General features: G+C 34.9%; 31 protein-coding genes. 24 read left to right on the plus strand and 7 right to left on the minus strand.

All coding sequences use genetic code 11. The features are described from left to right. Window positions 1–15: 15 nt before the first annotated feature. From ahcY to miaB, 6 genes are all read left to right on the plus strand, one after another. Window positions 16–1,428: an adenosylhomocysteinase gene (gene ahcY / locus ABXT69_RS06275; RefSeq protein WP_416677416.1), complete on the plus strand. Its 1,413-nt coding sequence runs from the start codon at window positions 16–18 to the stop codon at window positions 1,426–1,428. A gap of 141 nt (window positions 1,429–1,569) precedes the next feature. Continuing rightward, window positions 1,570–2,466 carry a glycine--tRNA ligase subunit alpha gene (gene glyQ / locus ABXT69_RS06280; protein WP_416677418.1) on the plus strand — a complete coding sequence of 299 codons (897 nt, stop codon included), beginning with the start codon at window positions 1,570–1,572 and terminating at the stop codon, window positions 2,464–2,466. 152 nt (window positions 2,467–2,618) lie between these two features. Continuing rightward, a complete protein-coding gene (locus ABXT69_RS06285; protein ID WP_416677420.1) occupies window positions 2,619–3,059 on the plus strand; it encodes a YqaA family protein in 441 nt (146 codons plus the stop codon). Continuing rightward, the gene (locus ABXT69_RS06290; RefSeq protein WP_416677422.1) at window positions 3,049–3,546 is read left to right on the plus strand and encodes a murein hydrolase activator EnvC family protein; all 498 of its coding nucleotides are present in this window, start codon (window positions 3,049–3,051) and stop codon (window positions 3,544–3,546) included. Before ABXT69_RS06285 ends, ABXT69_RS06290 begins: the two co-directional genes overlap by 11 nt. After that, entirely contained in the window at window positions 3,546–4,580 is a 1,035-nt protein-coding gene (locus ABXT69_RS06295; protein WP_416677424.1) for a mechanosensitive ion channel family protein, read from the plus strand. Before ABXT69_RS06290 ends, ABXT69_RS06295 begins: the two co-directional genes overlap by 1 nt. Beyond that, on the plus strand, window positions 4,581–5,903 hold the full coding sequence (gene miaB, locus ABXT69_RS06300; protein ID WP_416677426.1) for a tRNA (N6-isopentenyl adenosine(37)-C2)-methylthiotransferase MiaB: 1,323 nt from the start codon (window positions 4,581–4,583) through the stop codon (window positions 5,901–5,903). Window positions 5,904–5,905: 2 nt separating this feature from the next. Here the strand turns inward: miaB and ABXT69_RS06305 are convergent, their stop codons facing one another. After that, on the minus strand, window positions 5,906–6,928 hold the full coding sequence (locus ABXT69_RS06305) for a polysaccharide deacetylase family protein (RefSeq protein ID WP_416677428.1): 1,023 nt from the start codon (window positions 6,926–6,928) through the stop codon (window positions 5,906–5,908). 81 nt (window positions 6,929–7,009) lie between these two features. Here ABXT69_RS06305 and ABXT69_RS06310 point away from each other — a divergent pair, with 81 nt between their 5' ends. From ABXT69_RS06310 to ABXT69_RS06375, 14 genes are all read left to right on the plus strand, one after another. Continuing rightward, on the plus strand, window positions 7,010–7,924 hold the full coding sequence (locus ABXT69_RS06310) for a PhoH family protein (protein WP_416677430.1): 915 nt from the start codon (window positions 7,010–7,012) through the stop codon (window positions 7,922–7,924). A gap of 2 nt (window positions 7,925–7,926) precedes the next feature. After that, complete coding sequence (gene mnmA, locus ABXT69_RS06315) at window positions 7,927–9,015, plus strand: tRNA 2-thiouridine(34) synthase MnmA (protein WP_416679568.1); 1,089 nt, start codon at window positions 7,927–7,929, stop codon at window positions 9,013–9,015. Continuing rightward, entirely contained in the window at window positions 9,008–9,613 is a 606-nt protein-coding gene (hflD, locus tag ABXT69_RS06320; RefSeq protein ID WP_416677432.1) for a high frequency lysogenization protein HflD, read from the plus strand. The genes mnmA and hflD overlap by 8 nt, the downstream gene beginning before the upstream one ends. Window positions 9,614–9,695: 82 nt before the next feature. Further along, window positions 9,696–9,956: a 30S ribosomal protein S20 gene (rpsT, locus tag ABXT69_RS06325; RefSeq protein WP_416651240.1), complete on the plus strand. Its 261-nt coding sequence runs from the start codon at window positions 9,696–9,698 to the stop codon at window positions 9,954–9,956. Window positions 9,957–10,053: 97 nt separating this feature from the next. Next, complete coding sequence (locus ABXT69_RS06330; RefSeq protein ID WP_416677433.1) at window positions 10,054–10,548, plus strand: Smr/MutS family protein; 495 nt, start codon at window positions 10,054–10,056, stop codon at window positions 10,546–10,548. Beyond that, entirely contained in the window at window positions 10,541–11,806 is a 1,266-nt protein-coding gene (gene xseA, locus ABXT69_RS06335) for an exodeoxyribonuclease VII large subunit (RefSeq protein WP_416677434.1), read from the plus strand. The genes ABXT69_RS06330 and xseA overlap by 8 nt, the downstream gene beginning before the upstream one ends. Window positions 11,807–11,835: 29 nt before the next feature. Beyond that, entirely contained in the window at window positions 11,836–12,240 is a 405-nt protein-coding gene (locus tag ABXT69_RS06340) for an RDD family protein (RefSeq protein WP_271542056.1), read from the plus strand. Further along, window positions 12,241–12,600 (plus strand): FtsB family cell division protein, encoded by a 360-nt coding sequence (locus ABXT69_RS06345; RefSeq protein ID WP_416677436.1) that lies wholly within the window; start codon window positions 12,241–12,243, stop codon window positions 12,598–12,600. 25 nt (window positions 12,601–12,625) lie between these two features. Then, on the plus strand, window positions 12,626–13,336 hold the full coding sequence (gene ispD, locus ABXT69_RS06350; protein ID WP_416677437.1) for a 2-C-methyl-D-erythritol 4-phosphate cytidylyltransferase: 711 nt from the start codon (window positions 12,626–12,628) through the stop codon (window positions 13,334–13,336). A 3-nt stretch (window positions 13,337–13,339) separates the two neighbouring features. Continuing rightward, the gene (gene ispF / locus ABXT69_RS06355) at window positions 13,340–13,816 is read left to right on the plus strand and encodes a 2-C-methyl-D-erythritol 2,4-cyclodiphosphate synthase (RefSeq protein ID WP_416677438.1); all 477 of its coding nucleotides are present in this window, start codon (window positions 13,340–13,342) and stop codon (window positions 13,814–13,816) included. Beyond that, entirely contained in the window at window positions 13,813–15,225 is a 1,413-nt protein-coding gene (gene murC / locus ABXT69_RS06360) for a UDP-N-acetylmuramate--L-alanine ligase (RefSeq protein ID WP_416677439.1), read from the plus strand. Before ispF ends, murC begins: the two co-directional genes overlap by 4 nt. A gap of 6 nt (window positions 15,226–15,231) precedes the next feature. Next, window positions 15,232–16,065: a UDP-N-acetylmuramate dehydrogenase gene (gene murB, locus ABXT69_RS06365; RefSeq protein ID WP_416677440.1), complete on the plus strand. Its 834-nt coding sequence runs from the start codon at window positions 15,232–15,234 to the stop codon at window positions 16,063–16,065. Continuing rightward, the gene (locus ABXT69_RS06370) at window positions 16,062–16,940 is read left to right on the plus strand and encodes a D-alanine--D-alanine ligase (protein WP_416677441.1); all 879 of its coding nucleotides are present in this window, start codon (window positions 16,062–16,064) and stop codon (window positions 16,938–16,940) included. The genes murB and ABXT69_RS06370 overlap by 4 nt, the downstream gene beginning before the upstream one ends. Then, entirely contained in the window at window positions 16,933–17,661 is a 729-nt protein-coding gene (locus ABXT69_RS06375; protein ID WP_416677442.1) for a cell division protein FtsQ/DivIB, read from the plus strand. Before ABXT69_RS06370 ends, ABXT69_RS06375 begins: the two co-directional genes overlap by 8 nt. On the opposite strand, the gene ABXT69_RS06380 is transcribed toward ABXT69_RS06375, so the two are convergent. From ABXT69_RS06380 to ABXT69_RS06395, 4 genes are read right to left on the minus strand one after another with little or no spacing between them, the layout of a single operon-like run. Then, window positions 17,627–18,280 (minus strand): hypothetical protein, encoded by a 654-nt coding sequence (locus tag ABXT69_RS06380; RefSeq protein WP_416677443.1) that lies wholly within the window; start codon window positions 18,278–18,280, stop codon window positions 17,627–17,629. The two genes, ABXT69_RS06375 and ABXT69_RS06380, sit on opposite strands and share 35 nt — an antisense overlap. Next, a complete protein-coding gene (locus ABXT69_RS06385) occupies window positions 18,277–19,815 on the minus strand; it encodes a LysM peptidoglycan-binding domain-containing protein (protein WP_416677444.1) in 1,539 nt (512 codons plus the stop codon). Before ABXT69_RS06385 ends, ABXT69_RS06380 begins: the two co-directional genes overlap by 4 nt. 2 nt (window positions 19,816–19,817) lie before the next feature. Next, window positions 19,818–20,120, minus strand: a complete 303-nt coding sequence (locus ABXT69_RS06390) for a BolA family protein (RefSeq protein WP_416679570.1) — start codon at window positions 20,118–20,120, stop codon at window positions 19,818–19,820. After that, a complete protein-coding gene (locus ABXT69_RS06395) occupies window positions 20,113–21,162 on the minus strand; it encodes an FAD-binding oxidoreductase (protein WP_416677445.1) in 1,050 nt (349 codons plus the stop codon). Before ABXT69_RS06395 ends, ABXT69_RS06390 begins: the two co-directional genes overlap by 8 nt. 38 nt (window positions 21,163–21,200) lie before the next feature. On the opposite strand from ABXT69_RS06395, the gene miaA reads away from it, so the two are divergent. Then, on the plus strand, window positions 21,201–22,130 hold the full coding sequence (miaA, locus tag ABXT69_RS06400) for a tRNA (adenosine(37)-N6)-dimethylallyltransferase MiaA (protein WP_416677446.1): 930 nt from the start codon (window positions 21,201–21,203) through the stop codon (window positions 22,128–22,130). Here the strand turns inward: miaA and murD are convergent. Next, window positions 22,102–23,406 (minus strand): UDP-N-acetylmuramoyl-L-alanine--D-glutamate ligase, encoded by a 1,305-nt coding sequence (gene murD / locus ABXT69_RS06405; RefSeq protein WP_416677447.1) that lies wholly within the window; start codon window positions 23,404–23,406, stop codon window positions 22,102–22,104. The genes miaA and murD overlap by 29 nt on opposite strands. A gap of 62 nt (window positions 23,407–23,468) precedes the next feature. Between murD and ABXT69_RS06410 the strand changes: the two genes are divergently transcribed. Beyond that, a complete protein-coding gene (locus ABXT69_RS06410; protein ID WP_416677448.1) occupies window positions 23,469–24,128 on the plus strand; it encodes a Bax inhibitor-1/YccA family protein in 660 nt (219 codons plus the stop codon). Beyond that, entirely contained in the window at window positions 24,128–24,664 is a 537-nt protein-coding gene (locus ABXT69_RS06415; RefSeq protein ID WP_416677449.1) for an RNA pyrophosphohydrolase, read from the plus strand. The genes ABXT69_RS06410 and ABXT69_RS06415 overlap by 1 nt, the downstream gene beginning before the upstream one ends. Here ABXT69_RS06415 and csiR read toward each other — a convergent pair. Next, a complete protein-coding gene (gene csiR / locus ABXT69_RS06420; RefSeq protein ID WP_416677451.1) occupies window positions 24,651–25,319 on the minus strand; it encodes a DNA-binding transcriptional regulator CsiR in 669 nt (222 codons plus the stop codon). The genes ABXT69_RS06415 and csiR overlap by 14 nt on opposite strands. A 127-nt stretch (window positions 25,320–25,446) precedes the next feature. Here csiR and glaH point away from each other — a divergent pair, with 127 nt between their 5' ends. Further along, window positions 25,447–26,406, plus strand: a complete 960-nt coding sequence (glaH, locus tag ABXT69_RS06425; protein ID WP_416677452.1) for a glutarate dioxygenase GlaH — start codon at window positions 25,447–25,449, stop codon at window positions 26,404–26,406. Window positions 26,407–26,436: the final 30 nt, after the last annotated feature.

A 26,436-nucleotide genomic window follows, 5' to 3' on the forward strand; every position in this document is an offset into this window, starting at 1 on the left:
TTAATAGGAAATAAAATGAGCGAATCAACAATAGATAATACTGGCTTTAAAGTTGCTGATCTTAACCTTGACTACAAAGTTGCTGATATTAATTTGGCAGAATTTGGGCGTAAAGAGATCGAGTTAGCAGAAGCTGAAATGCCTGCTTTAATGGCTCTTAGATCAAAATATAGAAAAGAGCAGCCCTTGAATGGAGCAAGAATTATGGGCTGCATTCATATGACAATTCAAACCGCTGTCCTGATGGAAACGCTAATAGATTTAGGCGCTGAAATTCGCTGGTCATCTTGCAATATTTTTTCAACCCAAGATCATGCTGCATCTGCGATGGCTGCAAAAAATATTCCGGTTTTTGCTTGGAAAGGTGAAACTGAAGAAGAATTTTTATGGTGCATTGAGCAAACTATTCTTCACAATGGTAAGCCATGGGATGCCAACATGATTTTAGATGATGGCGGCGATTTGACTGGCATGGTTCATGAAAAATATCCTGAAATGCTTGATAAAATCCATGGTATCAGTGAAGAAACTACAACAGGTGTTCATCGCCTTCTAGAGATGATTGAAAGTGGTGAGCTTAAAGTTCCAGCGATCAATGTTAATGATGCTGTTACTAAAGCAAAAAATGATAATAAATATGGATGTCGTCACTCATTAAATGACGCTATAAAGCGCGGTACAGACATGCTAATGTCAGGAAAGAAGGCGCTTCTAATAGGTTATGGTGATGTTGGTAAAGGCTCTGCTATGTCACTTCGCCAAGAAGGAATGATTGTAAAGATTACTGAAGTTGATCCTATTTGTGCGTTTCAGGCTTGTATGGATGGTTTTGAGGTTGTTTCACCCTATATCGATGGTATTAACACAGGCTCAATGGATTGCATTAATAAAGAATTACTGAGCACTACTGATTTAATTGTTACTTCAACTGGTAATACAAATGTTTGTGATTCGGCGATGCTAAGATGCCTAAAAGCAGGCTCTTTAGTTTGTAATATTGGTCACTTTGATAATGAAATTGATACTTTATATATGCGTGATAACTGGAAATGGGATGAAGTAAAACCTCAAGTCCACCGTATATATCGCTCTGAAAATAAAAACGACTACTTAATTTTGTTGTCTGAAGGTCGTTTAGTTAACCTAGGAAATGCAACTGGCCACCCGTCTAGAATTATGGATGGCTCTTTTGCAAACCAGGTTTTAGCTCAAATGCACCTTTTTGAGAAAAAATTTGCTGACCTTCCTAATGATCAAAAAGCTGCGAATGTCACAGTCGAGATTCTTCCAAAGAAACTTGATGAAGAAGTAGCTGCTGGAATGGTTGGAGGCTTTGGAGGCGTAATGACCATTCTGACTGACACTCAAGCAAAATACATTAATACTCCTAAAGAAGGTCCGTTTAAGTCAGAGACTTATAAATATTAAGCTTTCTCTTAGTTAAATAAAAAATGCGGGAAATCTTCCCGCATTTTTTTTAATAGTATTCAATACAAAAATATAAATGCTAACCCTCAAAAGTTGTTGGTGAGGTAAAATTTTTGTTATTGTTATTTTTAGTTCAAATTAATGTCAGCCTCAGAACTCGATACAACTAAATCATTTCAAAATTTAATCCTCAAATTACAAAATTATTGGGCTGAAAAAGGATGCGCTATTACTCAACCTTTTGATATGGAAGTTGGCGCGGGAACCTTTCATCCAGCAACCTTTTTGAGATCAATAGGACCTGAGCCATGGAAAGCTGCATATGTTCAGTCTTCAAGAAGACCAAGTGATGGTCGTTACGGAGAGAACCCAAACCGCCTTCAGCACTATTATCAATTTCAGGTTTTATTAAAGCCTTCTCCAAGTGATATTCAAGACCTTTATCTTGACTCGTTATCTTTTATTGGTATTGACCTAAAGATGCATGACGTTAGGTTTGTTGAGGATAATTGGGAATCACCAACATTAGGTGCATGGGGCCTTGGTTGGGAGGTCTGGCTTAATGGCATGGAGGTGAGTCAATTTACATATTTCCAGCAAGTTGGTGGCCTACCATGTAAGCCTGTTTCTGGAGAATTAACCTATGGTTTAGAGAGGTTAGCAATGTACCTTCAAGGTGTTGATAGCGTTTATGACCTTATTTGGACAGAAGGCTTAACTTATGGGGATGTTTTCCATCAAAATGAAGTTGAACAATCGAAATACAACTTTGAACTTGCAGATATTGAAGTTCTTTTTAGGCAGTTTGATGAAGCTGAAGTAATGAACTTAAAACTTATTGAAGAGAGCCTTCCTTTTCCTGCTTATGAGCAAGCTATGAAAGCGTCGCATCTTTTTAACCTTCTTGATGCGAGGCGAGCAATAAGCGTCACAGACAGAGCAAGATTTATTCGTAGGGTAAGGTCAATGAGCCAAAAAGTAGCTCAAGCTTACCTTGATTCTAGGGAAAGACTTGGCTTCCCAATGTTAAAAAAATAAGTCCTCATAAGTCAATGAGGCCCTTTCACTTCGTATATAGCAAAATTTTAGATTGGTCAGCCAGTCGATTTGCAATCTTATGGCTATCTCTGATAAGCTTTTTAGAGTCCTCGATTCTACCATTGCCAATTCAGGACTTATTGTTGGCCTCTATGTCTCTAAAAAATAGATCGAAGGCCTACTATTTTGCAACGATTTGTACTCTAGCTTCTGTACTTGGTGGAGTAGCTGGCTATTATATTGGAGTCTTTGCTATGGATCAAATTGGGCCTTTACTTGCTAACCTAGGTTACGAATCAAAGCTAGAGAGTGCGCAAATTTATTTTAATACTTATGGAATTGTGATTATTCTTATCGCTGGCTTTAGTCCAGTTCCATACAAGCTATTTACTATTTCCGCTGGAATGATGTCCATGGCACTTATCCCCTTTGTGGCCTTTTCTTTAATTGCAAGGGGTGCTAGATATTTTTTAGTTTCGTTTCTAGTAAGAAAATTAGGAAAAATGGCAGATCAATGGTTAAATAAGTACATAGATTGGCTAGGCTACTTACTTATTTTTATTATTATTTTATTTGTGTGGTATGAATACTAAATTTTTGACTCTTTTTTTACTTATTTTTCTCTCTGGCTGCTTTACCAATGATGCTGGACAAGTTACTGTTGTTGAAAAATCATTTAACAAAGTAGAGGCTTTACAACAAAACACTAAAGCAAAAACCAGTAATTCAAATGTTAACAATGACTGGTCTTTGCCTATTGACGCGTCAATACTTAAAACCTACTCTGAAAAAGACAGTCACTTTGGATTAACTTACAACAATTCTGCCGGTCAAGAAGTAAGGGCAATAAGAAAAGGCGAAGTAGTATATAGCGGTGATAAAATGACAAGCTATGGAAAAATGATTATTATCAAGCATGCTTATGGCTTCTATAGTATTTACAACCAAAATCAAGAGCTACTTGTAAGTGAGGGTGATATCATACAAAAAGGTGGGCTAATTGCTCTTACCAGCGACAAACTATTTTATTTCGAAATGAAAAAATACGAAGAACCTATTAATCCTTTAAAATATCTTTAATGAATGAATTTATCCAAAACATTAGTCCATTTCAGATGGTTGCAGCTCTGCTAGTACTTGCTGTTATTGTTCACATTGCTTTAAGCTTTGTTCTTAAGCAAATCACAAAACATTCTGGCAGTACTAAAACGCAAATAGATGACCACTTAATTCGTGCAATCTCCGCCCCTCTTAAGGTTCTAATTTGGTATGGATGGTTATACTTGTCATTGCGTGAACTAACATCAGAAATTCAGTCACTTGGTCAAATTGTTAGTTACATAAGCATTACACCTGTATTTATTTTGGCATGGGGAATCTTAAGATTAATTTCAAGCGTTGAAAACTTTATGCTTGAATCTGAAGGAAGCTTTGATAAAGATTCTGTAAGGTTATTTGCTCGATTAATGAAAATCCTTTTTGTTTTTGCCATTATTCTTGGAGTTGCTCAATTTTATGGCTACGCTATCTCTTCAATACTAACCCTAGGTGGTGTCGGTGGTATTGTCGTAGGTTTTGCTGCTAAAGACATGCTTGCCAACGTTTTTGGCGGTCTTATGATTCAAATGGACAAACCTTTTTCTACTGGAGATTGGATTCGCACTTCAGATAGAAGTATCGAAGGCGTTGTTGAAAAAATTGGCTGGAGAATGACGCGAATTAGAACCTTTAGTAAAAATCCAGTTTATGTTCCAAACGGAATTTTTGCAACCATTCCTATTGAAACCCCTTCTCGAATGACTAACCGTCAAATTTATGAGGTTATTGGAATAAGGTACGATGATATTGCGCAAATGGAAAGTATTATTGAAAAGGTTCAAGGCTTGTTAGCAAAGAACAAGCATATTGCGAATGATCAGCCCTGCCGAGTATACTTTGATGTATTCAACGCGTCTTCACTTGATTTCGTAATTTGGGCCTTTAGTTCCGATACTGAGGTAGGAGAATTTAAGAAAATGAAAGGCAAGCTTCTCCTTGATATTGCTCAAATAATTGCAGATCATAATGCTGAGATTGCTTATCCAACTCAGACTTTGCATATTCAAAAGACATAAATGAGCATCTCTAAATTATACGTTCGCACCTTTGGGTGTCAAATGAATGAGTACGACTCAGATAAAATGGGTGACGTCCTTAAAGAGTCTCATGGTCTCGAATTAACTGAAGACATTACTGAGGCTGACGTTCTATTGGTAAATACTTGCTCAATTCGTGAAAAAGCCGAGGAAAAATTATTTCATCAATTGGGTCGCTGGAGAAAATTAAAAGAAAAGAAGCCAAACTTAGTAATTGGTGTTGGTGGCTGTGTCGCCTCACAAGAAGGCGATCTTATTCTTAAAAGAGCGCCCTATGTTGATATGATTTTTGGCCCACAAACACTTCATAGACTTCCAAATATGCTAAATGAAGCCCTTAATGAAAATCAAATAAGCATTGATATCTCTTTCCCAGAAATTGAAAAATTTGATCACTTGCCTGAGCCTCATAGTGATGGCGCAACAGCATTTGTTTCGATAATGGAGGGATGTAGTAAATACTGTACTTTTTGTGTTGTTCCATATACAAGAGGTGAGGAAATCTCTAGACCATTTAATGATGTAATTCGTGAAGTGGAAATTTTAGCTAATCAGGGCGTTAAAGAAATCAACCTGCTTGGTCAAAATGTAAACTCCTTTATGGGCGTAATGGATGATGGCGAAGTTGCTGATTTAGCACTTTTAATAGCCATTGTTGCGCAAGTTTCAGGCATTGAGCGAATTCGCTATACAACTTCTCATCCAGTAGAGTTTAGCGACAGGCTTATTCAAGCTTATGCTGAAGTTCCGGAGTTAGTATCACATCTTCACCTGCCAGTTCAGAGTGGCTCTGATAGAGTTTTAGGGCTTATGAAACGTGGACATACCGCTATTGAATATAAATCTAAGATTCGAAATTTAAAGAAAATTAGACCTGATATTTCTATATCTTCAGATTTCATTATTGGCTTTCCTGGTGAAACTGAAAAGGACTTTAATGACACAGTTAATTTAATTGAAGAGATTGGCTTTGATAAATCATTTAGTTTTATTTACTCAAAAAGGCCTGGGACAATAGCATCAAGTTTTGACGATGATGTGAGCGCTGAAACTAAAAAACAAAGATTAGTGGTAATTCAAGACAAACTTAATAAAAATACTGAAGAAATCTCTAAATCAATGATTGGAAGTATACAAAAAGTCCTTGTAGAAGGTAGCTCAAAAAAAGGAGCAACGTTGTCAGGTAGGACTGAAAACATGAGAACAGCTCACTTCATTGGCAATGAGCAATTAATTGGACAAATCGTATCAGTTAAAATTACTGACGGTATAGGAAACTCGCTTCAAGCAGAGTTAATTTAAAACTACAACCTTAACCAGAGTTTAGAATACCAATAATATCGACCTTTCTCTTTATAGGGCATAGTGCAGTTATAGCGACTCCTTCCTGTCAAGAGTGGGGCTTTTGATTGAATACTTACCGCCTGAAGGCCGCTCCAATGAAGGTCTGCTAGATCCTGTCCAGAAACAAAACAAGAAAAGTTATTTTTTTCATAAGTAGTCAGTGGCCTTGAAAAAACTAAATCTAATAAGGGCTTGTAATCATTTAAAATTATTAAAGACTTAGGACTATAGCTCTTAATTGGCATGTCCACAGTTTGGACTTTCAGTGAAAAGCTGTCCATTTTTGCATAAGGCCCTGACATTGAGAATCTAGGTAAATTTAAAAAGTCACTGGTCTGACTTGCAACTCCAGACTGTTGTCCAAATGCAGTGTAGCCAAGTGCATCTAGATATGAATAAGTCTTATCGTCATACTCGCCATATGGGTAAGCAAAAAATTTGTCATTAACACCCAACTCCTTTTCAATCCTCTCTTGAGCATAAGAGATTTCATTTTCTAGTGTTGAAGTATCTTGATTAACTAAATGTAGGTGTTTACTGCTGTGATTATAAACATCTATTAAAGGCGCCATTTCCCGAAGCTGATCCCAAGACATCATTAAATCATATTTTTTATCAATAGACTCCGTTGATACAAAGACAGTCATTGGAAATTGATAATCAACTAGAAATGGAAAGGCCTCAGTATAGAATGACAAAAAACCATCGTCAGCAGTCAAACTAACGCATTTCTTAGGTAAATTTTGTTTAGCTTTAAGGCTTTCAATAACATTTTTTAAAGAAAGGACCTGGTAATTATTTTTCTTTAAATATTCTAAATGCTGATTAAACAGATCTGGTGAAGTGCTTGTAGACTTTGGCTCTTCATCTGAAAAACGATGATAAACAAGAATCACACAACCACTATCGCTTGCGTAGGAATTTAGTGGCAGCAAAAAACTTATTAAAATAAATAACTTTAAAAACATATTGAATATTTTCATAAGATAAATGATAAATTAAATAGTGCACCAAATCATGCAACTTAACATTTGTTTTCAAAGTAATTCAGTAAAATAAAACCCATGAAATTTACACTCAACATTCAAAGCTCTGAGCAACTAGCAAATATTTGTGGAGGGCTTGACAAAAATATTGAGAATATTGCCACTAACCTTGGCGTTAATATCTCCAATAAAGGTTCAGACTTTAATATAAAAGGAGAGAATTCTGCTTTAGCTGTTTCAGTTTTGCAGGACCTTCTTATTGTATCTGAAACTAAAGCAATCGACTTTGGTGACATAGATCTTTGCATTAAATCACTTAACAGCCCTAATGGAGAAGTAAAATCTGTCACAATTAAAACCAGTCGAAAACATATTCATATTAGAAGCGCTAATCAGCAAAATTATGTCAATGCAATTATAGAAAATGATGCTGTTTTTGCAGTTGGTCCAGCAGGGACAGGTAAAACATATTTAGCCGTTGCAAGAGCAGTTGAGGCTCTTGAAAGTTCAGATGTAAAGAGAATAGTTTTGGTTCGACCAGCAGTTGAAGCGGGTGAAAAACTAGGATTTCTTCCTGGCGACCTTAGTGAAAAAGTTGATCCCTACCTTCGTCCAATCTATGACGCACTATATGAATTTATAGGCTTTGAAAAAGTCAATAAACTAATAGAACAGCGAGTTATTGAAGTTGCCCCATTAGCATTCATGAGAGGAAGGACCTTAAATGAATCTTATATCATCCTTGATGAAGCCCAGAATACAACCATACCGCAAATGAAAATGTTTTTGACTCGGATGGGGTTTGGTTCAAAGATGGTAATTACAGGTGATGTTACTCAAATTGATCTGCCAAATCCAAAACAATCAGGACTAACAGATGCAATCAAAATTCTCAAAGATATTGAACAAATTGCTTTTTGTAACTTCGATGCCCAAGATGTTGTCAGGCATCAACTGGTTAAAAATATTGTAAGAGCATACGATAATGCATAATGATGGCAACTGACAACAAAATCATTGTTGGCCTTTCAGGAGGAGTTGACTCATCCGTTGCAGCTTTTCTTTTGCTTGAAAAAGGTTATGAAGTAGAAGCATTATTCATGAAAAATTGGGATGAAGATGATGACGATGAATATTGCAGCGCATCTCAAGATCTTGCTGATGCTCAGCAAGTAGCAGACCAGCTTGGGATCAAACTTCATACAGTCAATTTCTCTCACGAGTATTGGGAAGATGTATTTGAGCACTTCTTATCTGAACATAAAAAAGGAAGAACCCCTAATCCAGATGTTCTTTGCAATCAAAAGATTAAATTTAAAGCCTTTTTGGATTACGCAAAAGATCTCGGTGCAAAAAAAATCGCAACCGGTCACTATGCACGAATTGCAGAAGAGAATGGTAAGTTCCTATTAAAGTCAGGGCTAGATGGAAATAAAGATCAAAGCTATTTTTTGCATTTACTTAACCAAGAACAACTATCTCAAAGTCTTTTCCCATTGGGTGAAATTAACAAGCAAGAGGTTCGTAAAATTGCAAAAAATAATGACTTTCTTAATGCTGACAAGAAAGACTCAACAGGTATTTGTTTTATAGGCGAGAGGCCTTTTTCAGAGTTTTTAACCACTTTCTTGCCAAAAGAGAAGGGTGATATTATTGATCAAAATGGCGCCTTTATAAAACATCATGATGGGCTTCCTTTCTATACAATAGGTCAGCGCAAAGGACTTGAAATTGGAGGAGGCTTTAGCATTTCTCCCGAGCCATGGTTCGTTGCAGATAAAATTCTAGAGTCCAATAAAATTATTGTAGTGCAGGGTGACCACCCCTTGCTTTATCATAACTCTCTAATTGCAGATGATATCCACTGGGTTGATAGTCCTCCCAAGTCATCTTTCAACTGTAGTGCGAAAATAAGGTATCGACAAGACTCACAGAAGTGTGATGTAAGCCTAAATGATGACCAAACTATTAAAGTTGACTTTAATGAATCACAAAGAGCGATAACACCAGGGCAATCTGTTGTGTTTTATGATGGAGATATTTGCCTAGGTGGTAGCGTTATCAAATCAAAATCTAATGAATAAGACTGCACAAAAAACGCTTGCACTAGCAAGTATATTTCAATCGACAGCTTTAGTACATCAACTCGCTCTGACAGGTAAATGTGATGGCCATACTAATAAAGCAAGCCTTAGCAGTATTGTTAGTGAAAGTGACTCTATTGATGAAATATTTACCTCTCCCGAGGACCTAAAGTTAGGCTTTGATTCATTAAAATTAATTCTTGAGAAGAAAACCATTGATATGCACAATGTTATGCTCTATGCAACGGCCCTAATAAATTTAGAAAAAAAATTAATGAAAAAACCAGATTTATTAAATCAAATTTCAAATGAAATTAGTGTTATTAATAAACAGGAATTTTTTGACATTCACCATAGCAATTCAATTGCTCGACTGGCAGAGCTTTATAAAAATACAATTGGAAGTCTCAATCCAACAATCATGGTCCGAGGTGAGCAAATTTATCTTTCAAACCGTCATACTGCAAACCATATAAGGGCATTGTTACTCGCAGGAATAAGAGCTGTGTCTCTATGGAAAACTCAAGGTGGTAATACTTGGCAGTTATTGCTTAATAAGAAGAAAACACTTGAATGTATTAAATCTTTAGCAAATTAACCTAATGCAAACAAATGCTTGCATAAATGAAGGCGAGACTCTATAATTCGTGTTTTCGTAATTTAAGCATTAACTAAAAAATATGGCCAATTCAGCAGGTTCAAAAAAACGCGCAAGACAAGCAGTAAAGCGCAATAAACATAACTCTCAAATTAGAGCAAAAGTTCGCACCTTTATTAAGAAGGTTTCCTATGCTATTGATGCTGGAGACAAAAAAGAAGCAACTAGTGGTTTTACTGAAATGCAAAAAAATGTTGATCAGGCTGTAAGCAAGGGTTTAATGCATAAAAATCAAGCGGCCAGAAAGAAATCTCGTATTATTGCTCAAATTAAGGCGCTATAAAATTTGCTTACTGCAGGTTAATATATCGATAGCAAAATCATTGCTATAATTAAAGCCCTCTGTTGAGGGTTTTTTTATATTCAAATTTTTTACTCATATGATTAATGAAAGCGACAAATCATTATTTCGATCTACTGTAGATCAACAGAAACCTATCGATAAAGATGGTGTTAAAAAAACTGCTGCCTCTAAAAATGGGTCAGACAAACTGTTTCAAAAATATAGTTTTTTATATGAACCTAATATATCTGGCTCCGAAGCTGTAGTGCATTATAAATCTGGATTATCGCCAAAAGTTCTTAAAAAAATGAAACAAGGCAACATAGGTTCTACTCCATCAATTGACTTGCATGGCCATAAGATAGAGGAAGCATGCCTATCACTCTCTAAGTTTATTCATTTTCATTCGAACGAACGCTTTATTCATGTTATTCATGGAAAAGGTTATCACTCAGATAATGGCCTCTCAATTATGAAGTCTCAAGTAGTTCATTATCTAAAGCAACACCCAGAAGTGCTTGCATTCTGCTCCTGCACGCAGGAAATGGGCGGAACTGGGGCTGTTTTTGTTCACCTCAAAGCAAATGTTTAATATTGATGAAATTTATACAGTATCTAACTTCTTGAGGTTGTGTCGAAGCTCAATTGAAAAAAATGTGCCGCACTGCTTCATTCAAGGTGAAATTTCAAACTTATCTAAACCATCTTCTGGGCATTGGTATTTTTCATTAAAAGATTCAAGTGGTCAAATCAGATGTGCATTTTTTAGGTTAAATCAGAGAAAAGTACAATTTAATCCTGAAAATGGAATGTCTGTAATTATTAGAGGAGCGCCAACACTTTATGAACAAAGAGGAGATTTTCAGCTAATAGTTCAACAAATGGAGCCCGCAGGAATTGGAAACCTTCAGCTTGCATTTGACCAGCTAAAGAATAAGTTAAGGATTGAGGGATTATTTGAATTGGAGAATAAAAAAGACCTGCCCTTATATCCTAAAAAAATTGGCGTTATCTCTTCATCCACTGGTTCAGTTATAAAGGACATAATTAAAGTTTTAAATTCACGCTACCCTTTTGCCGAAATTCTGCTTTATGACACAGTTGTTCAAGGTGAAAATGCGCATAAAAAAATAGTTAAAGCGCTTCAAGCTGCCGACAGTCAAAAAAATTGTGATGTTCTTATTCTGGCAAGAGGTGGTGGATCATTAGAAGACTTATGGGCTTTCAATGAAGAAGAGCTTGCTCAAGAAATATTTAAATGCTCAACTCCCATAATTAGCTCTATAGGTCATGAAACTGATACAACAATTGCTGACTTTGTTGCTGATGTAAGAGCACCAACCCCATCTGCTGCTGCTGTTTCTGCAACGCCTGACCGAAACGTTTTAATCTATAAAGCATCTAAATTGAGAAAAAATTTGCAAGATTTAATGGTTCAGTCTTTAGATCAAAAGCATGCATACCTAAATATGCTTCAGCTCAAAATTATTGACCCAAGTCAACAATTACTTCAAAATGCTCAAAAACTTGATGACTACGAGATGCGCTTATTTAGGATTACAAATAGCCTAATTGATAAAAATAAGACAAATCTTAATCAACAAATAACTCGATTAAAAAACTACTCAGATTACTTCATTAAGCACCAAAAAAATCAATTAAGTAATAAAGCCAGTCTTCTTAATCTTCTATCACCTCTTAATACTCTTTCAAGGGGTTACACAATAACGCATAATGAAAAAGAAAAAGTTATAGTTTCATTTAAAAAAATTAATTCTGGAGACCATATTGTCACTAAATTTCATGACGGTAAAGTCATTTCAAAAGTTACAAAGAAAGAGGATAATTAGAGTACATCAACACTCTAGTAAATTTAATTATGCAATCTAATGTTTCATTTTTAAGACGATTAGGCTCAATTACTTATGATCTATTGCTTGTATTCTCATTTGTATTTTTTATTGCCGGAATAGTCATTCTTATCAACCAAAAAGAGCCTATCACTAATAGTCTTTTCTTTTATCTTTTAACGCTTCCAGTAATCTTTTCTTACTTCTCCATATCATGGGTTAAAGGTAAACAGACTCTAGGCATGAGAGCATGGAAGTTTGAAATTACCCAGCAAGATGGTGAAAATGTCACTTATAAGCAATCTCTTATAAGGTTAATATTAGCGATAACTTCATTAGCAGGAATTGGCTTTATATTTCAGTTTTTTAATAAATATAAGCTTCCATTGCATGATTACTATTCGAAAACTTACCTTACTGAAATTCATAAATAAATGAGCAATAGATCTGCCACAGGACTAATTGGGTTTATTAATAGAAATAAACTTACTCTGGTTCTCATTGTTATTTTATTTTCTCTAATAAAGCAGAATATTTTTACTAATAATTTCCCATATATTGTTTTAAATAAACAAAAAATAATCAATGATATTAAGAAAACTAATACTAATTTAATAGATCAAAATGCTCTTATTGAAGGTCAAATAAACAGCTTTACTGAAGAAGACTCAAGATTGGTTGAGTCTAAAGCTAGATTTAAATATGGCCTAATTAAGGAAGGGGAATATTTTTTTAAAATTAATAAGATTATCGTAACTGATAATTTAGAAGAAACTATTGATTCTTCTTTATAATTAATGGCATTATCTCAATCTTATAATGAAGCCTTTTGCTGACATGAATAATGATAATTATTACTTGATAATGCCAGCTAGTGGCATGGGGAAGAGGATGAAATCTGAAACCCCAAAACAATACCTCAAGCTTAGTAATGGCCTAACTATAATAGATCAATGCCTTAAAACACTTCTAAAGGTTGACGTAATTTCGGGCTTTGTCATTGCTCTTTCTGAAAAAGACACTTTATTTAAATCTTCAATCTATTTTAACCACTCAAAAATGTTAGCAAGTGCCAAGGGAGGGAAGGAAAGATTTAATTCTGTTCTAAATGCATTAAATTCACTAGCAAAGATTGCAAAACCTAATGACTGGATTTTAGTGCATGATTCAGTTCGCCCTTGTGTTAAAAAAATAGACATTGAAATGTTGATTAATGAGGTATCAAATCATCAAACTGGTGGTATTTTAGCTACCGGTGTTGTCGATACAATTAAACAAGTTGCCATTAATGGAAAAGTGTCTACAATTGATCGAAGCAAACTTTTTAAGGCTCAAACCCCTCAAATGTTTAGGTATGGAGTCTTAAAAGATGCATTGGAAAATGCAGTAAAACTTAATCATAATATTACAGATGAGTCTGAAGCAATAGAAAACCTAGGTTATTCAATTAAAATTGTTGTTGGCTCTTCAAGTAATATTAAAATTACTCAAATAGATGACCTTGAGCAAGCGAACCACTACCTTCAGTAAATTATGACTATAAAAACAGGCATAGGACAAGACTCTCATGCATTCGAAAAAAAACCTGGAAAGCCTTTAATACTATCAGGCATCAAATTTGATCACTCTTTTGGCTTAAAAGGCAATAGTGATGCAGATGTTGTCTTTCATTCAATCACTAATGCTATATCAAGCATTACTGGTATAAATATATTAGGGACAGTAGCTGACAAACTTGTGCAACAAGGAGAAAAGGACAGTAGTAAATACCTTCAACGTGCACTTGATGATTTGCATGAATGGAAAATAAATCATATAGCAATATCAGTAGAATGCTTAAACCCAAAAATATCACCAAAAATTGATCTTATGAAACAAAAAATTTCTACTATCTGCAAAATACAAATTGCTGATGTAGGCATAACTGCAACTTCAGGTGAAGGATTGACTGCCTTTGGAAGAGGCGAAGGAATTCAAGCAATAACCATCATAACCGTTAGCAAATCATGACTCTAATAGATAACCCCACACGCTCAAAAATTAAAAAAATACACTTCATAGGAATAGGTGGCTCTGGGATGAGTGGCATTGCAGAAGTTCTTGCTAACTTAGGTTACGAAATATCTGGATCAGACATTCAGTCCAACCAAGCAACAAAAAAACTTGAAGAAATAGGCTGTAATATTAGCTATACGCAAAAAGCTGAAAATGTTAAAGGCAAACAGGCAGTAGTTGTGTCTTCTGCAATCAATAAAAACAACCCTGAACTCCAAGAGGCTAGGCAGCAAAAACTATTAATTGTTCCAAGAGCTGAAATGCTGGGAGAGCTTATGCGCTTTCGCTTTGGAATAGCAATTTCAGGAACTCATGGCAAAACAACTACAACCAGCCTGATTGTTCACATAATGACTGAAGCAAAGCTTGACCCAACTTACATTATTGGGGGCATTATAAATGCAACCGGTATGAACGCCAAACTAGGAAAAAGTGATTATTTAATTGCCGAAGCAGATGAAAGCGATGCATCTTTTCTTCACCTTCAGCCCATGTTGAGTGTTATTACTAACATTGATGAAGACCACATGAGTACTTATAATCATAGCTATGACAACCTAACTGATGCCTTTATAAGCTTTACATCAAATCTTCCTTTCTATGGAGTTTGTGTTGCTTGTATTGATGATGGCGGAGTTAAGGGCATCCTTAAAAAAATTCATAGGCCAGTTTTGAGTTATGGCTTCAGTGATGATGCAGATGTCCAGGCATCAAATGTTAAACAGAATGAAATGAAAATGTCATTTGATGTTAACTGTAAAAAATATCAAAAAAAATTTCCTGTGTCACTTAATTTAATAGGAAGGCATAATATCTTAAATTCTCTTGCTGCAATTAGTGTTGCAATTGAACTAGAAATAGAGCTTAAGGTAATACAGAAAGCATTGTCTCATTTTAGTGGTGTATCAAGAAGGCTTGATTACCACCAGAATTTAACTGTAAACACTTATCTTATGCCACTCTTTGATGATTATGGTCATCATCCCAATGAAATCACTGAGGTTGTAAGTACTTTAAGAAATACCTATCCAGATAAAAGGCTTGTGGTTATTTTTCAGCCTCATAGATATTCACGAACTAGAGACTTATTCAATGATTTTGTGAGCTGCCTATCTAAAGTAGATGTATTAGTTTTACTTAATATATATTCAGCCAATGAGTCGCCAATTAATACAATTAGCTCATCAACCCTTGCTGACTCGATAAGAAGAAGAAGCTCAATCGATCCAATCGTAGTTAAAGATATTGATGAAATAATTGAAATAATTCCAAATATAGTTACTGAAAATGATGTAATTCTTACTCTTGGAGCTGGTGATGTCAATAAAATCCCACACCAGTTAAAAGATCATTTTCATGAATAAAAGATAATGCTCAAGTTTAATGAACCAATGTCAAAGCACTGTTCTTTAAGATCAGGAGGAATATCTAGTGAATTTCTTAAGCCTGAAGATGTAAATGAGCTCTCTAATTTTTTAAAAATCAATACAAAGCCTGTTCTAATGGTTGGGCTAGGAAGTAACCTATTGATCCGTGATAGAGGATTTAATGGCGTAACAATTAATACAAAAAATCTCAAAGATATTTCTATTTCAAATGGATTAATCGAGTCAGGAGCAGGAACCTCTCTCGCAAAATTATCAAGATTTTCTCAAGCAAATTTAAAATTTGGAGCTGAATTCCTTAGTGCTATTCCTGGAAGTGTAGGCGGCGCATTAGCGATGAATGCAGGTGCATTTGGCTCTGAGATATGGCAATATGTCCATTCAGTCAAAACCATTAATTTATCTGGAGAGATCCAAGAAAGATTTCCCAAAGATTATAAAATTTCTTATCGATCTACTCTTCATAAATTTAGTGACGAAGTTTTTATTAGTGCTATTTTTGACTTTAATTTAAAGCAGCCCAATGACAATGTTCGGGACCTGCTTCATAAAAGAAACTCGACACAACCAATCGGTTTAGCAAGCTGTGGGAGTGTTTTTAAGAATCCTAAAGATCGTTATGCAGCTAAATTAATTGAGTCAACTGGCCTTAAAGGCTTTTGTATTGGAGGAGCTTGCGTTTCAGAAATGCACGCAAACTATATTATTAATCAGAATAATGCAAGTGCTTCAGATATTGAAAATTTAATTACTCATATTCAAAGTGTAATAAAGAATAAACATAATATTGAACTTGAAACTGAAATAATAATCATATGATTGCTGTATTAATGGGAGGCTACTCAGCTGAGAGAGAAATATCACTTCTTAGTGGCCATGCTGTTTATGAAGCTCTTCTTAAAAGTAATGTGGATTGTTTCTCATTTGATCTCACCCATGAAAATCTTGAAAGTCTTTGGGAAAAAGAATTTGATAAAGCGTTTATTGTCCTACATGGCAGGGGTGGAGAAGATGGCTACATTCAATCCCAACTTATAAAAAAAGGTATCCCATTTACAGGGTCTAATGCTATTGCATCAAAGCTATGCATGAATAAAGCTACTACTAAAGACTTATGGAGTAATCATGGCCTTCCCCTATCTCCCTCAATCGTCGCTATAAAAGGGCAGAATTTAGATTCAATAAATTTTCCTCTTCCATGGGCCGTAAAGCCAACTTTGGAAGGATCAAGTCTTGGCATTACAAAAGTTAAAAATCTAAATGAACTTGATGACGCACTTAAAGCAGCATGGCATTATAATGATGAGGCATTAATAGAGCAATGGGTTGAAGGTGACGAATATACTGTTGCAATATTAAATAACAAAACGCTCCCAAGTATAAAAATTATTTCAGAAAATGATATTTATGATTATCACTCAAAATATGATAGCAGTAAAACCGAATACTTTTGCCCCTCAGGTTTAACTATAGCGCAAGAAAAAAATATTCAAATGATAGCTTTAAAGGCTTTTAATTTAACTGGAGCATCTGGCTGGGGTAGGATTGACTTTATTCTTGATAAAAATATGAAGCCATACTTATTAGAAATAAATACAGTGCCGGGTATGACATCTCACTCACTTGTTCCAATTGCAGCTAAAGCCTCCAATATAAGTTTTGAAGAATTAATAATCAAAATCCTTAATGGCTAGAGAAAGAAAAAATTACGTAAAGAAACAAAAAAAACCTTTTAAGTATTTTTTAAACAAAATATTTAAATTAGTCTTCTATATACTTTTTGCGCTTTCAATTGCCTTCTTGATATATCTTGTTGAAAAATCAACCCTACTTAAACCAAATATCTCATGGGAAATAAAGGGAGAATTGCAAGCCCAAGCTTATGAATATGATGAATTAATTAAACCTCTTCTTATCAATAAATATTTACTTAATCTCTCTCAAATTAAAAATAAACTAGAACAGAGTCCGTGGGTTTCAAATGTAGAAGTTGAAAGAATATTTTGGAATAGGATTCGAATATCATTAGAAAAGCATGATATTGCTATGCGATATGGAACTGATGGTTATATATCCTCTCGAGGCATATTATTTAAACCAAACTTCACAATTAACTCTGGAAAACCAATTGGAATAGTATCTGAATCAGAGGTTAAACAATTTTATTTTGACTTTACTATGTACCAGTCAATCCTTGAGCCAGTTAAAATTTCTCTTTTTGAAAGGACTTCCATTGATGAATTAACGCTAGATAACAATATAAAGGTTATTTTAGGATATCAAAAACAAAATGAACGCCTAGAGTTATTTATCAAATCTTTTGAAAAACTAAAGAAGTATAAAAAAATTAGAACAAGAGGAATTTTTGATATGAGATACCCTAATGGCTTTGCGTTGAGCTATTCACCATTATGACTTTGTAGCACAATGCTATGCTAATTGAAGTCCAGTAGATTGAGATAAAACTAAAGAGAGAATCTAGATAGTTATTTTCAATTAGGCCTATCAATGAAATTAAAATAAATGGGCCTATAAAATTGATTAAAAAAATGTTTAAGCGAGCCTGCCATGTCACTTCTATTCTCTTATAGGGCACATCGTTTGCTATTGATACTAAATTAAGTGTTAATGGGATAAGTAAAAGATAAAACGGTAGCAAATAAATTGAGGCAAGTGTTACTGCTTGGCCAATACCTAAAAGAATCGCCAAAAGAAAGAAGCGGCCAAACCTTAGGCTAGGCAAAACAAAACCAAATCGATTTATAGAATTATTCCCTAGAATTACAAGTCTATATATATTCATTAATATTGCCATTGAGGCATAAATAAACATTAGGAAATAAGATATGTGAAAACTAATATTTTCTGGCACTTCACTACCAGGCTTTAGCATAGATAATAAATGCACCAGCTCAGGCAAGAATGGAAGAGCTAAAAGTATTGGGAAAATACTGGCCTCAAGTAACTTCTTCCAATTAGAAAAAGCAAATGCTAAGGTTGCTAAAATAGTTTTTTGTATCGGGATATTTGTCATGATAAGTTTGAGTTAACCACGTTAATAGTAATAGTTAATTTATCGCCTGGTTGTAATATATATTCTTCATTCAAATCATTCCAAGATCTAATTTCTGCAATTTTAACATTATACTTTTGGGCAATCCTTGATAGGTTATCGCCCTCCTTTACCGTGTAAAAAATATCTCTATTAATATCAATTCCAGTATTCGTTATTTTAGCCAACTCTGTCTTGTTTTTGTTATCCCTTAAGATAACTAATTCTTTTCCAATAGACAAAGAGTCCGAGGGACTAATTTGATTCCACCTTAAAAGATTATTAATTGTGGTATCAAACTTAATAGAAATTTTCCATAGACTATCTCCAGCAACAACCGTATAGATAATTTTTTCTGAATTTTTTTGAATATTTAATCTACTTTTTTCCCGTTGATTATCTGACAAAGAATAGTAGCCCTCTGATTTTTGAGCTAAAGGGACAATTAAATACTTATCAGCCCTTATAGCATCATTATTAAGCTCATTAACGCTCATTATTTGACCAATTGTTGTATTGTAATTTTGTGCAATAACGCTAAGACTATCACCTTGCTTAATCTTATAACGAGTCCAACTAATTTTTGGTCTTTGGCCTTGCTTAGATAAATTGTCTTTAAAGCTATCAATAACTTCTTCTGGAAGCAGCATTATGTATGGCAGAGATTCAGGAGTTGCCCAGCGTTTCAATCCAGGGTTGTAGTTATAAATCTGGTCAATACTTAAGCCAGTCCACTGAGAAATAAGCGCTAAATCAAACTGTGAATCTAGTTCGACTTCATTTAAGAAGGGCTTATTATCGATCTCAAGCAGTTTTTGATTGTAGCGAGAAGGATTTTTAATTACTTGACTAAGGGCTAGGAGCTTAGGAACATACTTCTCAGTCTCCTGAGGTAGATCTAGGCTCCAAAAATCTGTCTTTTTTCCAAGCTTAATATTTGTATCAATTGCTCTTTGAATTCTTCCAGGGCCTGCATTATAAGCAGCAATAGATAGAAGCCAATCTCCTTTAAACATTTTATTTAGATCATTTAAATAATTAGCAGCGGCTTTAGTTGAGGCAAGCACATCCCTTCTATCTGCATGCCACCAGTCTTCTTCTAGACCATACATTCTCCCAGTAGAAGGTATAAATTGCCACAACCCTGCTGCCGTTCCATGAGAATATGAAAATGGATAGTAATCAGATTCAACAATAGGCAGCAAAGCAATTTCAATTGGAACGTTCTGCTTTTCTAGTTCAGAGACAACAAGATATAAAAAAGGCTCTGCTCTTTTTGAAATTAAAGATAGATACTCTGGATGATTACTTATCCAATCAATACGACTTTGAACTCTTGAATTAGAAACACTTTTAATACCCTGACGATTGGCAATAACTTGCCATAAATCATCCTCTTGAGAGTATTGAATAGTATTGACTGACTTACTCTTGAGGCTGGTTAAAGTTTGATTTTTATCAATGACCGATTGACAGCCAGAAAGAATCAAAAAGATTAATAAAAGAGCAGGTCTCACTTCTACTTCTTACTTGAACATTCGGGTGAATTAGGTGCAATCTGACGTTTTTTCCACTCTTCAGGGCTGTAGGTATGCATTGCCAAAGCATGAATATGCTTTAACTCTTCGGCAAAAAGCTTATTAATGAAACGGTGACGATCAATAAGCTTCATTTCATCAAAGGTTGGACTTACGACTACAATTTTAAAGTGCGACTCAGTAGCTGGCCCTGAATGCTGACTAGACTCATTACTAACTTCGCAATGTTCTGGACTCAAAGCTAAATCAAGTTGATTTTTTAAATGATTTTCCATACTAGGCATCGTCATTACTCACATTTGCGTATTCAAAAGAATCAGAAAAGAAGTTCTCTTTAACTAGTTGATGTTCAAGGCAGCTTTTAGCTGCTGCATTAACCATTACAGGTGGGCCACAAGCATAAACCTCGAATCCTGTTAAGTCTTCAAAATCTTTAATAACTGAGTCATGAACATAGCCTTTATTTCCATCCCAAGTCTCATTTGCTTCTGATAATACTGGAATAAAAGAGATGTTGGGGTATTTTTCACTCCATTCAGATGGAAGGTTCGAGTACAAATCGACTTCACTTCTTACCCCCCAGTATAAATAAACCTTTCTTTGAGACCCTATATTAATAAGGTGCTCTATTATTGCCTTAACTGGGCCAAAACCAGTTCCTCCAGCAATAAAAATGATTGGGCATTCGCTTTCTTCTCTTAGAAAAAAACTTCCTTTAGGGCCTTCAATTCTTAAAATTGATTTAGGGGCTAACGAATTAAAAATGAAGTTAGTGAGCTTTCCATTATCAACCAATCGAATATGGAGCTCAATCAGATTTGAGTTAGTTGGCGCATTGGCGATAGAGTAATATCTTGAGTCAAAATCTGAATGCTCTAAGTCAAGGTATTGCCCTGCTAAATACTGCAAAGATTGAGCACCAGGTATCTTTAATATTAGCTGGATTACATCATGATTCAAATGATTAATTTGCTCTACTCGGCACGGCATACTGCGAACTTCAATAGCTGCCAGAGAGTCAAGCTCATCAACTGCAATATATAAATCACTCTTTGCTTTGCACTGACAAAGCAATGCCATATTTGAATCAATGTCATCAGCGCTTAGAACTGATGGGATTTCACCATCATAATCAATCTCTCCATTAAGGATAACTGCTTTACACTGACCACAAAAACCATTTTGACAGCCGTATGGAAAATTAAGGCCATTTGAAAGCGCGCCATCTAGAACAGATTCTTCATCTCCACACTTGAATGATTTACCACTAACTTGATTTAAAACCGTAAACATAGTTTTTGGAGATAAAAAATATAAAGGTGCCATTATAATGTAGGTCTTATAGTTATGAACTTACTATTATTATGGCAATTGAGCCAATAAATTTTGTAGTTTTTTTGATGGGACCAACAGCCTCTGGAAAGACTGAGCTAGCTATAGAAATTAGTAAACACATTAACTCAAAATTAATAAGTGTCGACTCTGCCTTGATCTTCAGGGGTATGGATATTGGCACAGCAAAGCCTAGCAAGGAAATTCTTGCAGCCCATCCACATGAATTAGTTGATATTTGTGAGCCTGAAGATAGCTTTTCTGTCACCGAATTTATATCACTGGCAAAAGAACACATTAAATCGGCTCTAGCAGAAGGTAAATTACCTATTCTGGTTGGTGGCACTTCTTTCTACTTTAACGCTTTAGAGCATGGCTTATCAAAACTCCCTTCGTCTACTGATGAGTCTCGAAAGCATTTTAATGAACTTTTAAAAAGTGAAGGCACTGCAAAACTTCATTCAAAATTAGCAGAAATTGATCCTAAGTCTGCAGCGCGCATCCATTCAAATGACTCGCAAAGAGTAACCAGAGCACTTGAGGTTTTTCATCTCTCTGGAGAAACACTAAGCAAGCTTCAAGGCAAAAAAAATCAGAATAAGCTCGATCTTAGTATTAAAAAAATTGTACTCATGCCTGATAGAGCTATGCTTCATCAAAGAATTGAGCAGCGCTTTATAAAAATGATTAAAGATGGATTTCTTAATGAGGTTGAAAACCTTAGAAAAAATAAAAAACTCAACCTAGATCTAGCCTCTATGAGATGCGTTGGTTATAGGCAAGCATGGAATTATTTTGAAGGGAACTATAGCAAACAAGAAATGATTGAAAAAGCAATCATCGCGACTAGGCAATTATGTAAACGTCAATGCACATGGCTAAGGGACGAAGATAAAGCCCTAACATTAAATCAAATAGAAGTTGAAAAAGTACTTAAATTTCTTCAAGAACGAAACGCTTAAAAGTCTCTCCACGCTCATTAAAATTGTTAAACATATCAAAGCTTGCACACCCCGGTGAAAGTAATACTGCGCCACCTTCTGCCATTGAAGTTGCCATTGATGCCGCCTTTTTCATTGATTTAACAACTTCCACATGAGGGGCAGTAATTTGCTTTGAAAAATCACTACTGCACTCACCAATTAAAACAACTGCATTAACTTTTTCATTTATTAATTTAAAAAGCTCTGAATAATCCTCTTTTTTTGATATTCCACCAGCAATTAAGGTCAAGTTATTATATTTTTCAAAAAGAGCATTAATAGCAGTTATGGTAGAAATTGCGTTGGTTGATTTTGAATCGTTGTAGTAATCTATATTGTTTATTGTTGAAACAAATTCCAATCTATGCTCCAATCCTTTAAAGTCAATTGCAGCCTGAGTCATTACTTTTAAGGATAATCCAAAACGATAGCCCAACGTTAAGGCCGCCAATAGATTTTCTATATTATGTCTTCCAACAACCTTCAAGTCATCACTTGTAATTAGACGATTGCCTTTATGAAAAACTTCATAGGTGTTACCATTTTGCTTAGCGATAAAGTCACATCTTAAGTTACTTGATTCAATTCCATAGTAGTTATCTCCATCTACGCCATTAGCCAAATCTACATCTAGATTTACAGTAGAGAATTGGCAATACTTGTATATAGAAAGCTTAGAGGAAATATAATCACTAAATTTAGAGTACCTATCAAGGTGATCAGGAGTTATATTTGTAATTACGCCAGTTAATAAAGAAAGTTTATTTGTGTAATCTAATTGATAACTTGAAAGCTCAACAACATAGAGTTCCGCTTCATCACTTAAACTATCCATTACAGGCTTGCCAATATTGCCGCAAATAATAGCATTTTTCCCATCAGCAATTGCCATCTCACCTAATAATTGAGTTACGGTTGATTTTCCATTTGAGCCCGTAATACCAATAATTGGTGCCTTTGTATAACGTCCAAATAACTCAATATCACTAATAATAGGAACACTTTGTTGCCGAGACCAGTCAACAATTGACTCAGTTTCTGAGATTCCAGGACTAATTATTATTTCTGTAACGCCTTCTAAAAGTGACTTACTCCATTCACCAAAGTGGCTATCTGAAAGTACACTCTCCTTCTCTGCTATGTCAAGCATAGGTGGCTCTTGACGAGAATCTGCAATACGAAATGAGATATCTTTTTTAAAGAAAAAACGGGCTACAGAAAGTCCTGTAATACCTAACCCTAAAATAAGTTTCATTAAAACCTTGTGTTTTCGACCAAAATTGACTATATTTTACACTTTTACTTCACTATTTTATTATGCCTACAAATGTTCAAACAACTTCAAGCGCGATTGTAATAAATCGTACGTTAAGAAACACGTATCAGCTTTTGTCTGCTACGCTTCTTTTTAGCGGTTTAATGGCTTACTTATCAATGTACCTTAGACTGCCTTACTTCGGACTTTTAATAACGCTTGGTGGCTATTTTGGTCTCTTATTTTTGGTAGCAAAGCTTAGAAATTCGGCTTTTGGAATCCTAGCGGTATTTGCATTAACTGGCTTCATGGGTTTAACCCTTGGGCCAATTGTTGGAGCCTACACAACTGCTTTCTCAAATGGGGCAGAGCTTGTTGGAATGGCAATGACAGGAACTGCGGTTATCTTTTTATCGCTTTCTTTCTATGCCATTACATCTCAAAAAGACTTTAGCTTTATGTCCGGCTTCCTGACTGCTGGAATAGTAGTTGCATTTCTAGCGGGTATAGCGGCCTACTTTTTTCAAATGCCTGCTTTATCTCTTGCAGTTTCATCTGCATTCATTTTACTAATGAGTGGTCTTATTTTGTATGAAACAAGTAATATAATTCATGGCGGAGAAACCAATTACATCATGGCAACGGTTACTCTATACATTTCTATTTACAATCTATTCTTAAGCCTTCTTCACCTATTAGGTGTGTTTTCTGGCGATGATTAGTGATAGATAGCGATGGATATCGCGCAAATGTTGGCATTGTAATTACTAATGAAAAAAGGCAAATACTTCTAGCAAAGCGCTTTAAACAAGATGCATGGCAACTTCCTCAGGGTGGAATTGATACCGATGAAACTGAGCTAGATGCTCTCTATAGAGAGCTTGAAGAAGAGGTTGGTCTTAATCCAGACCATGTAACTCTTTTAGCTAAAACTCCTAAATGGCTTCGTTATGATCTGCCTGTAGAGCACATAAGGCGTCGCCAAAAACCAACCTGCATTGGTCAGAAACAGGTTTGGTTCCTATTAAAGCTTAAGTCTGGTGATGACAATATCACTCTTGATTCACACCATGATATTGAGTTTGATGACTGGAAGTGGGTTGACTACTGGAAACCAGTTGATGAAGTGATTGATTTTAAAAGAGCGGTCTATGAAGATATGTTAAAAGCACTTGCGCCAATCCTTTTTGAAAATGAACACAGCATTCCAATAAAACTTTCTCGGCCTCTGCAGTTTACTGCCATCAAGCTTTATTAAGGTTTTTCTTTATAATCTCGACCGGTGTCATTATGTGGGCCTCTATAAGCTTTTGAGCAGGCATGGAATCTCTTTCGAGCACCAATACCATTAGCGCAACATGCTCGTTCTGATTTGCTTGCAGTCTGTCATAGTTAGTAACATTTTCTTGAAGCCAAAGATTTCGGTATCGGGTAGATTTTTCATAAAGTGATTGCCTTATCTGAAAAAGTCTTGGGGAATTACAACCAGAAACTAATGCTTCATGAAATGAAAAATGTCGATTTTGCCATTCATCCATATCAATATTTTCAGATTTACTATATTTAGCTAATAAATGAGAAGCTGCAATTATTTTTGACTCCCAAAAATCGCCACCTTTTTTTATAGCCATATCAAGACATAAGCCCTCTATTTTTGATCTTGCCTGATAAATGTCAGTTAAATCATCAATAGATATATTACTAACATAAAAGCCTTTTTGGTTTTCAGACACAACTAAATCTTTGGCAATTAGTTGTGATAGTGCTTCTCTTATTGGACTTGTTCCAACTTTATAGCGATCTTTTAAAGTTTTAATTTGTAATTTTTCCCCAGGTGGGAACACGCCCTGAATAATATCACTAGTTAATGCATCAAGAATTTTAGAAGCTGTATTTTGCTTAGAAGTATCCATTCACTATTTTTTATGTAATTTAAAGTTAAATAATTTACAATTTAACCACAGTATAGCTTGAATTATTTAAAAATGTAGTTATAATTTAATAATGTCGACATTATTGAAAAATACTTAATATATTACTATGAACTCAAAAAATACTTTAAATGTTGGTTTTGAATTGAGCCAACACAAAAATAACTCAAGAGTTCAGGTCCTTAAGCTGTCAAAAAATACTGTAGAAAAATTTTCTAAGAAAATAGTTGATCATAATGTTCAATCAATTGAATATAAACCGTTTTTAAGGTTTTATCTTGCTGATTGTCTAAACAAGCTAACTGATGATACTTTAGGTAAATTTCTATTAAAAACTCTTAAGAATCGATCAACAGGAGCAATATTACTGGAATGTGAGCTATTAAATAACTCAACGATTAATGGAATAGAGTTTATAGATTTCAATGTTCTACTTTCTACGGCAATTTCTCATCTTATCGGCATTCCAAATCTTGATTCAATGTCTGGCAAGTTTTATGCCAGATTTAGTGTTAAAAATGAAGATAATAGTGACAGCTATCTCCGTCAAGCTCATCGCAGAATGGAACTCCACAATGATGGGACTTATGTTGAAGAGACTACTGACTGGGTAATCATGCAAAAAATACTTGAAGTTGATGTCGAAGGTGGTGATTCACTTCTACTTCATGTTGATGACTGGAAGGATTTGGACAAATTTTATCATCATCCATTAGCAAAAGAAAATCTTCAATGGGGGTCGCCCTCTAGTAAAAATATTACTTATAAAACGTCTCATCCAATTTTTTTAGAGGAGATGAGTGATGGAAAGCCAATTATGTCTTTTATTGATCAATTCGTTGAACCTTTGAATATTGAGCAAGGGCTTTATTTGTATGAAATGGGAGAGTCACTTGAAAAAGAGACGAATACTTCAAATATAAAATTACCCGAAGGCAGTATGCTTATTATTAATAATTATTGCTGGCTTCATGGAAGAGACAAGTTTATAGCCAAAAAGAACCTTCATAGAGAACTTCTTCGTCAAAGAGGTGTTTTTGCTGAAAATACTGGCGATAATGATAAATAATTTATTCCATATACACTTGTAAAAATGATG

The sequence above is a fragment of the Candidatus Pseudothioglobus sp. Uisw_016 genome, from assembly GCF_048087635.1.
Taxonomy (GTDB): Bacteria; Pseudomonadota; Gammaproteobacteria; order PS1; family Pseudothioglobaceae; genus Pseudothioglobus.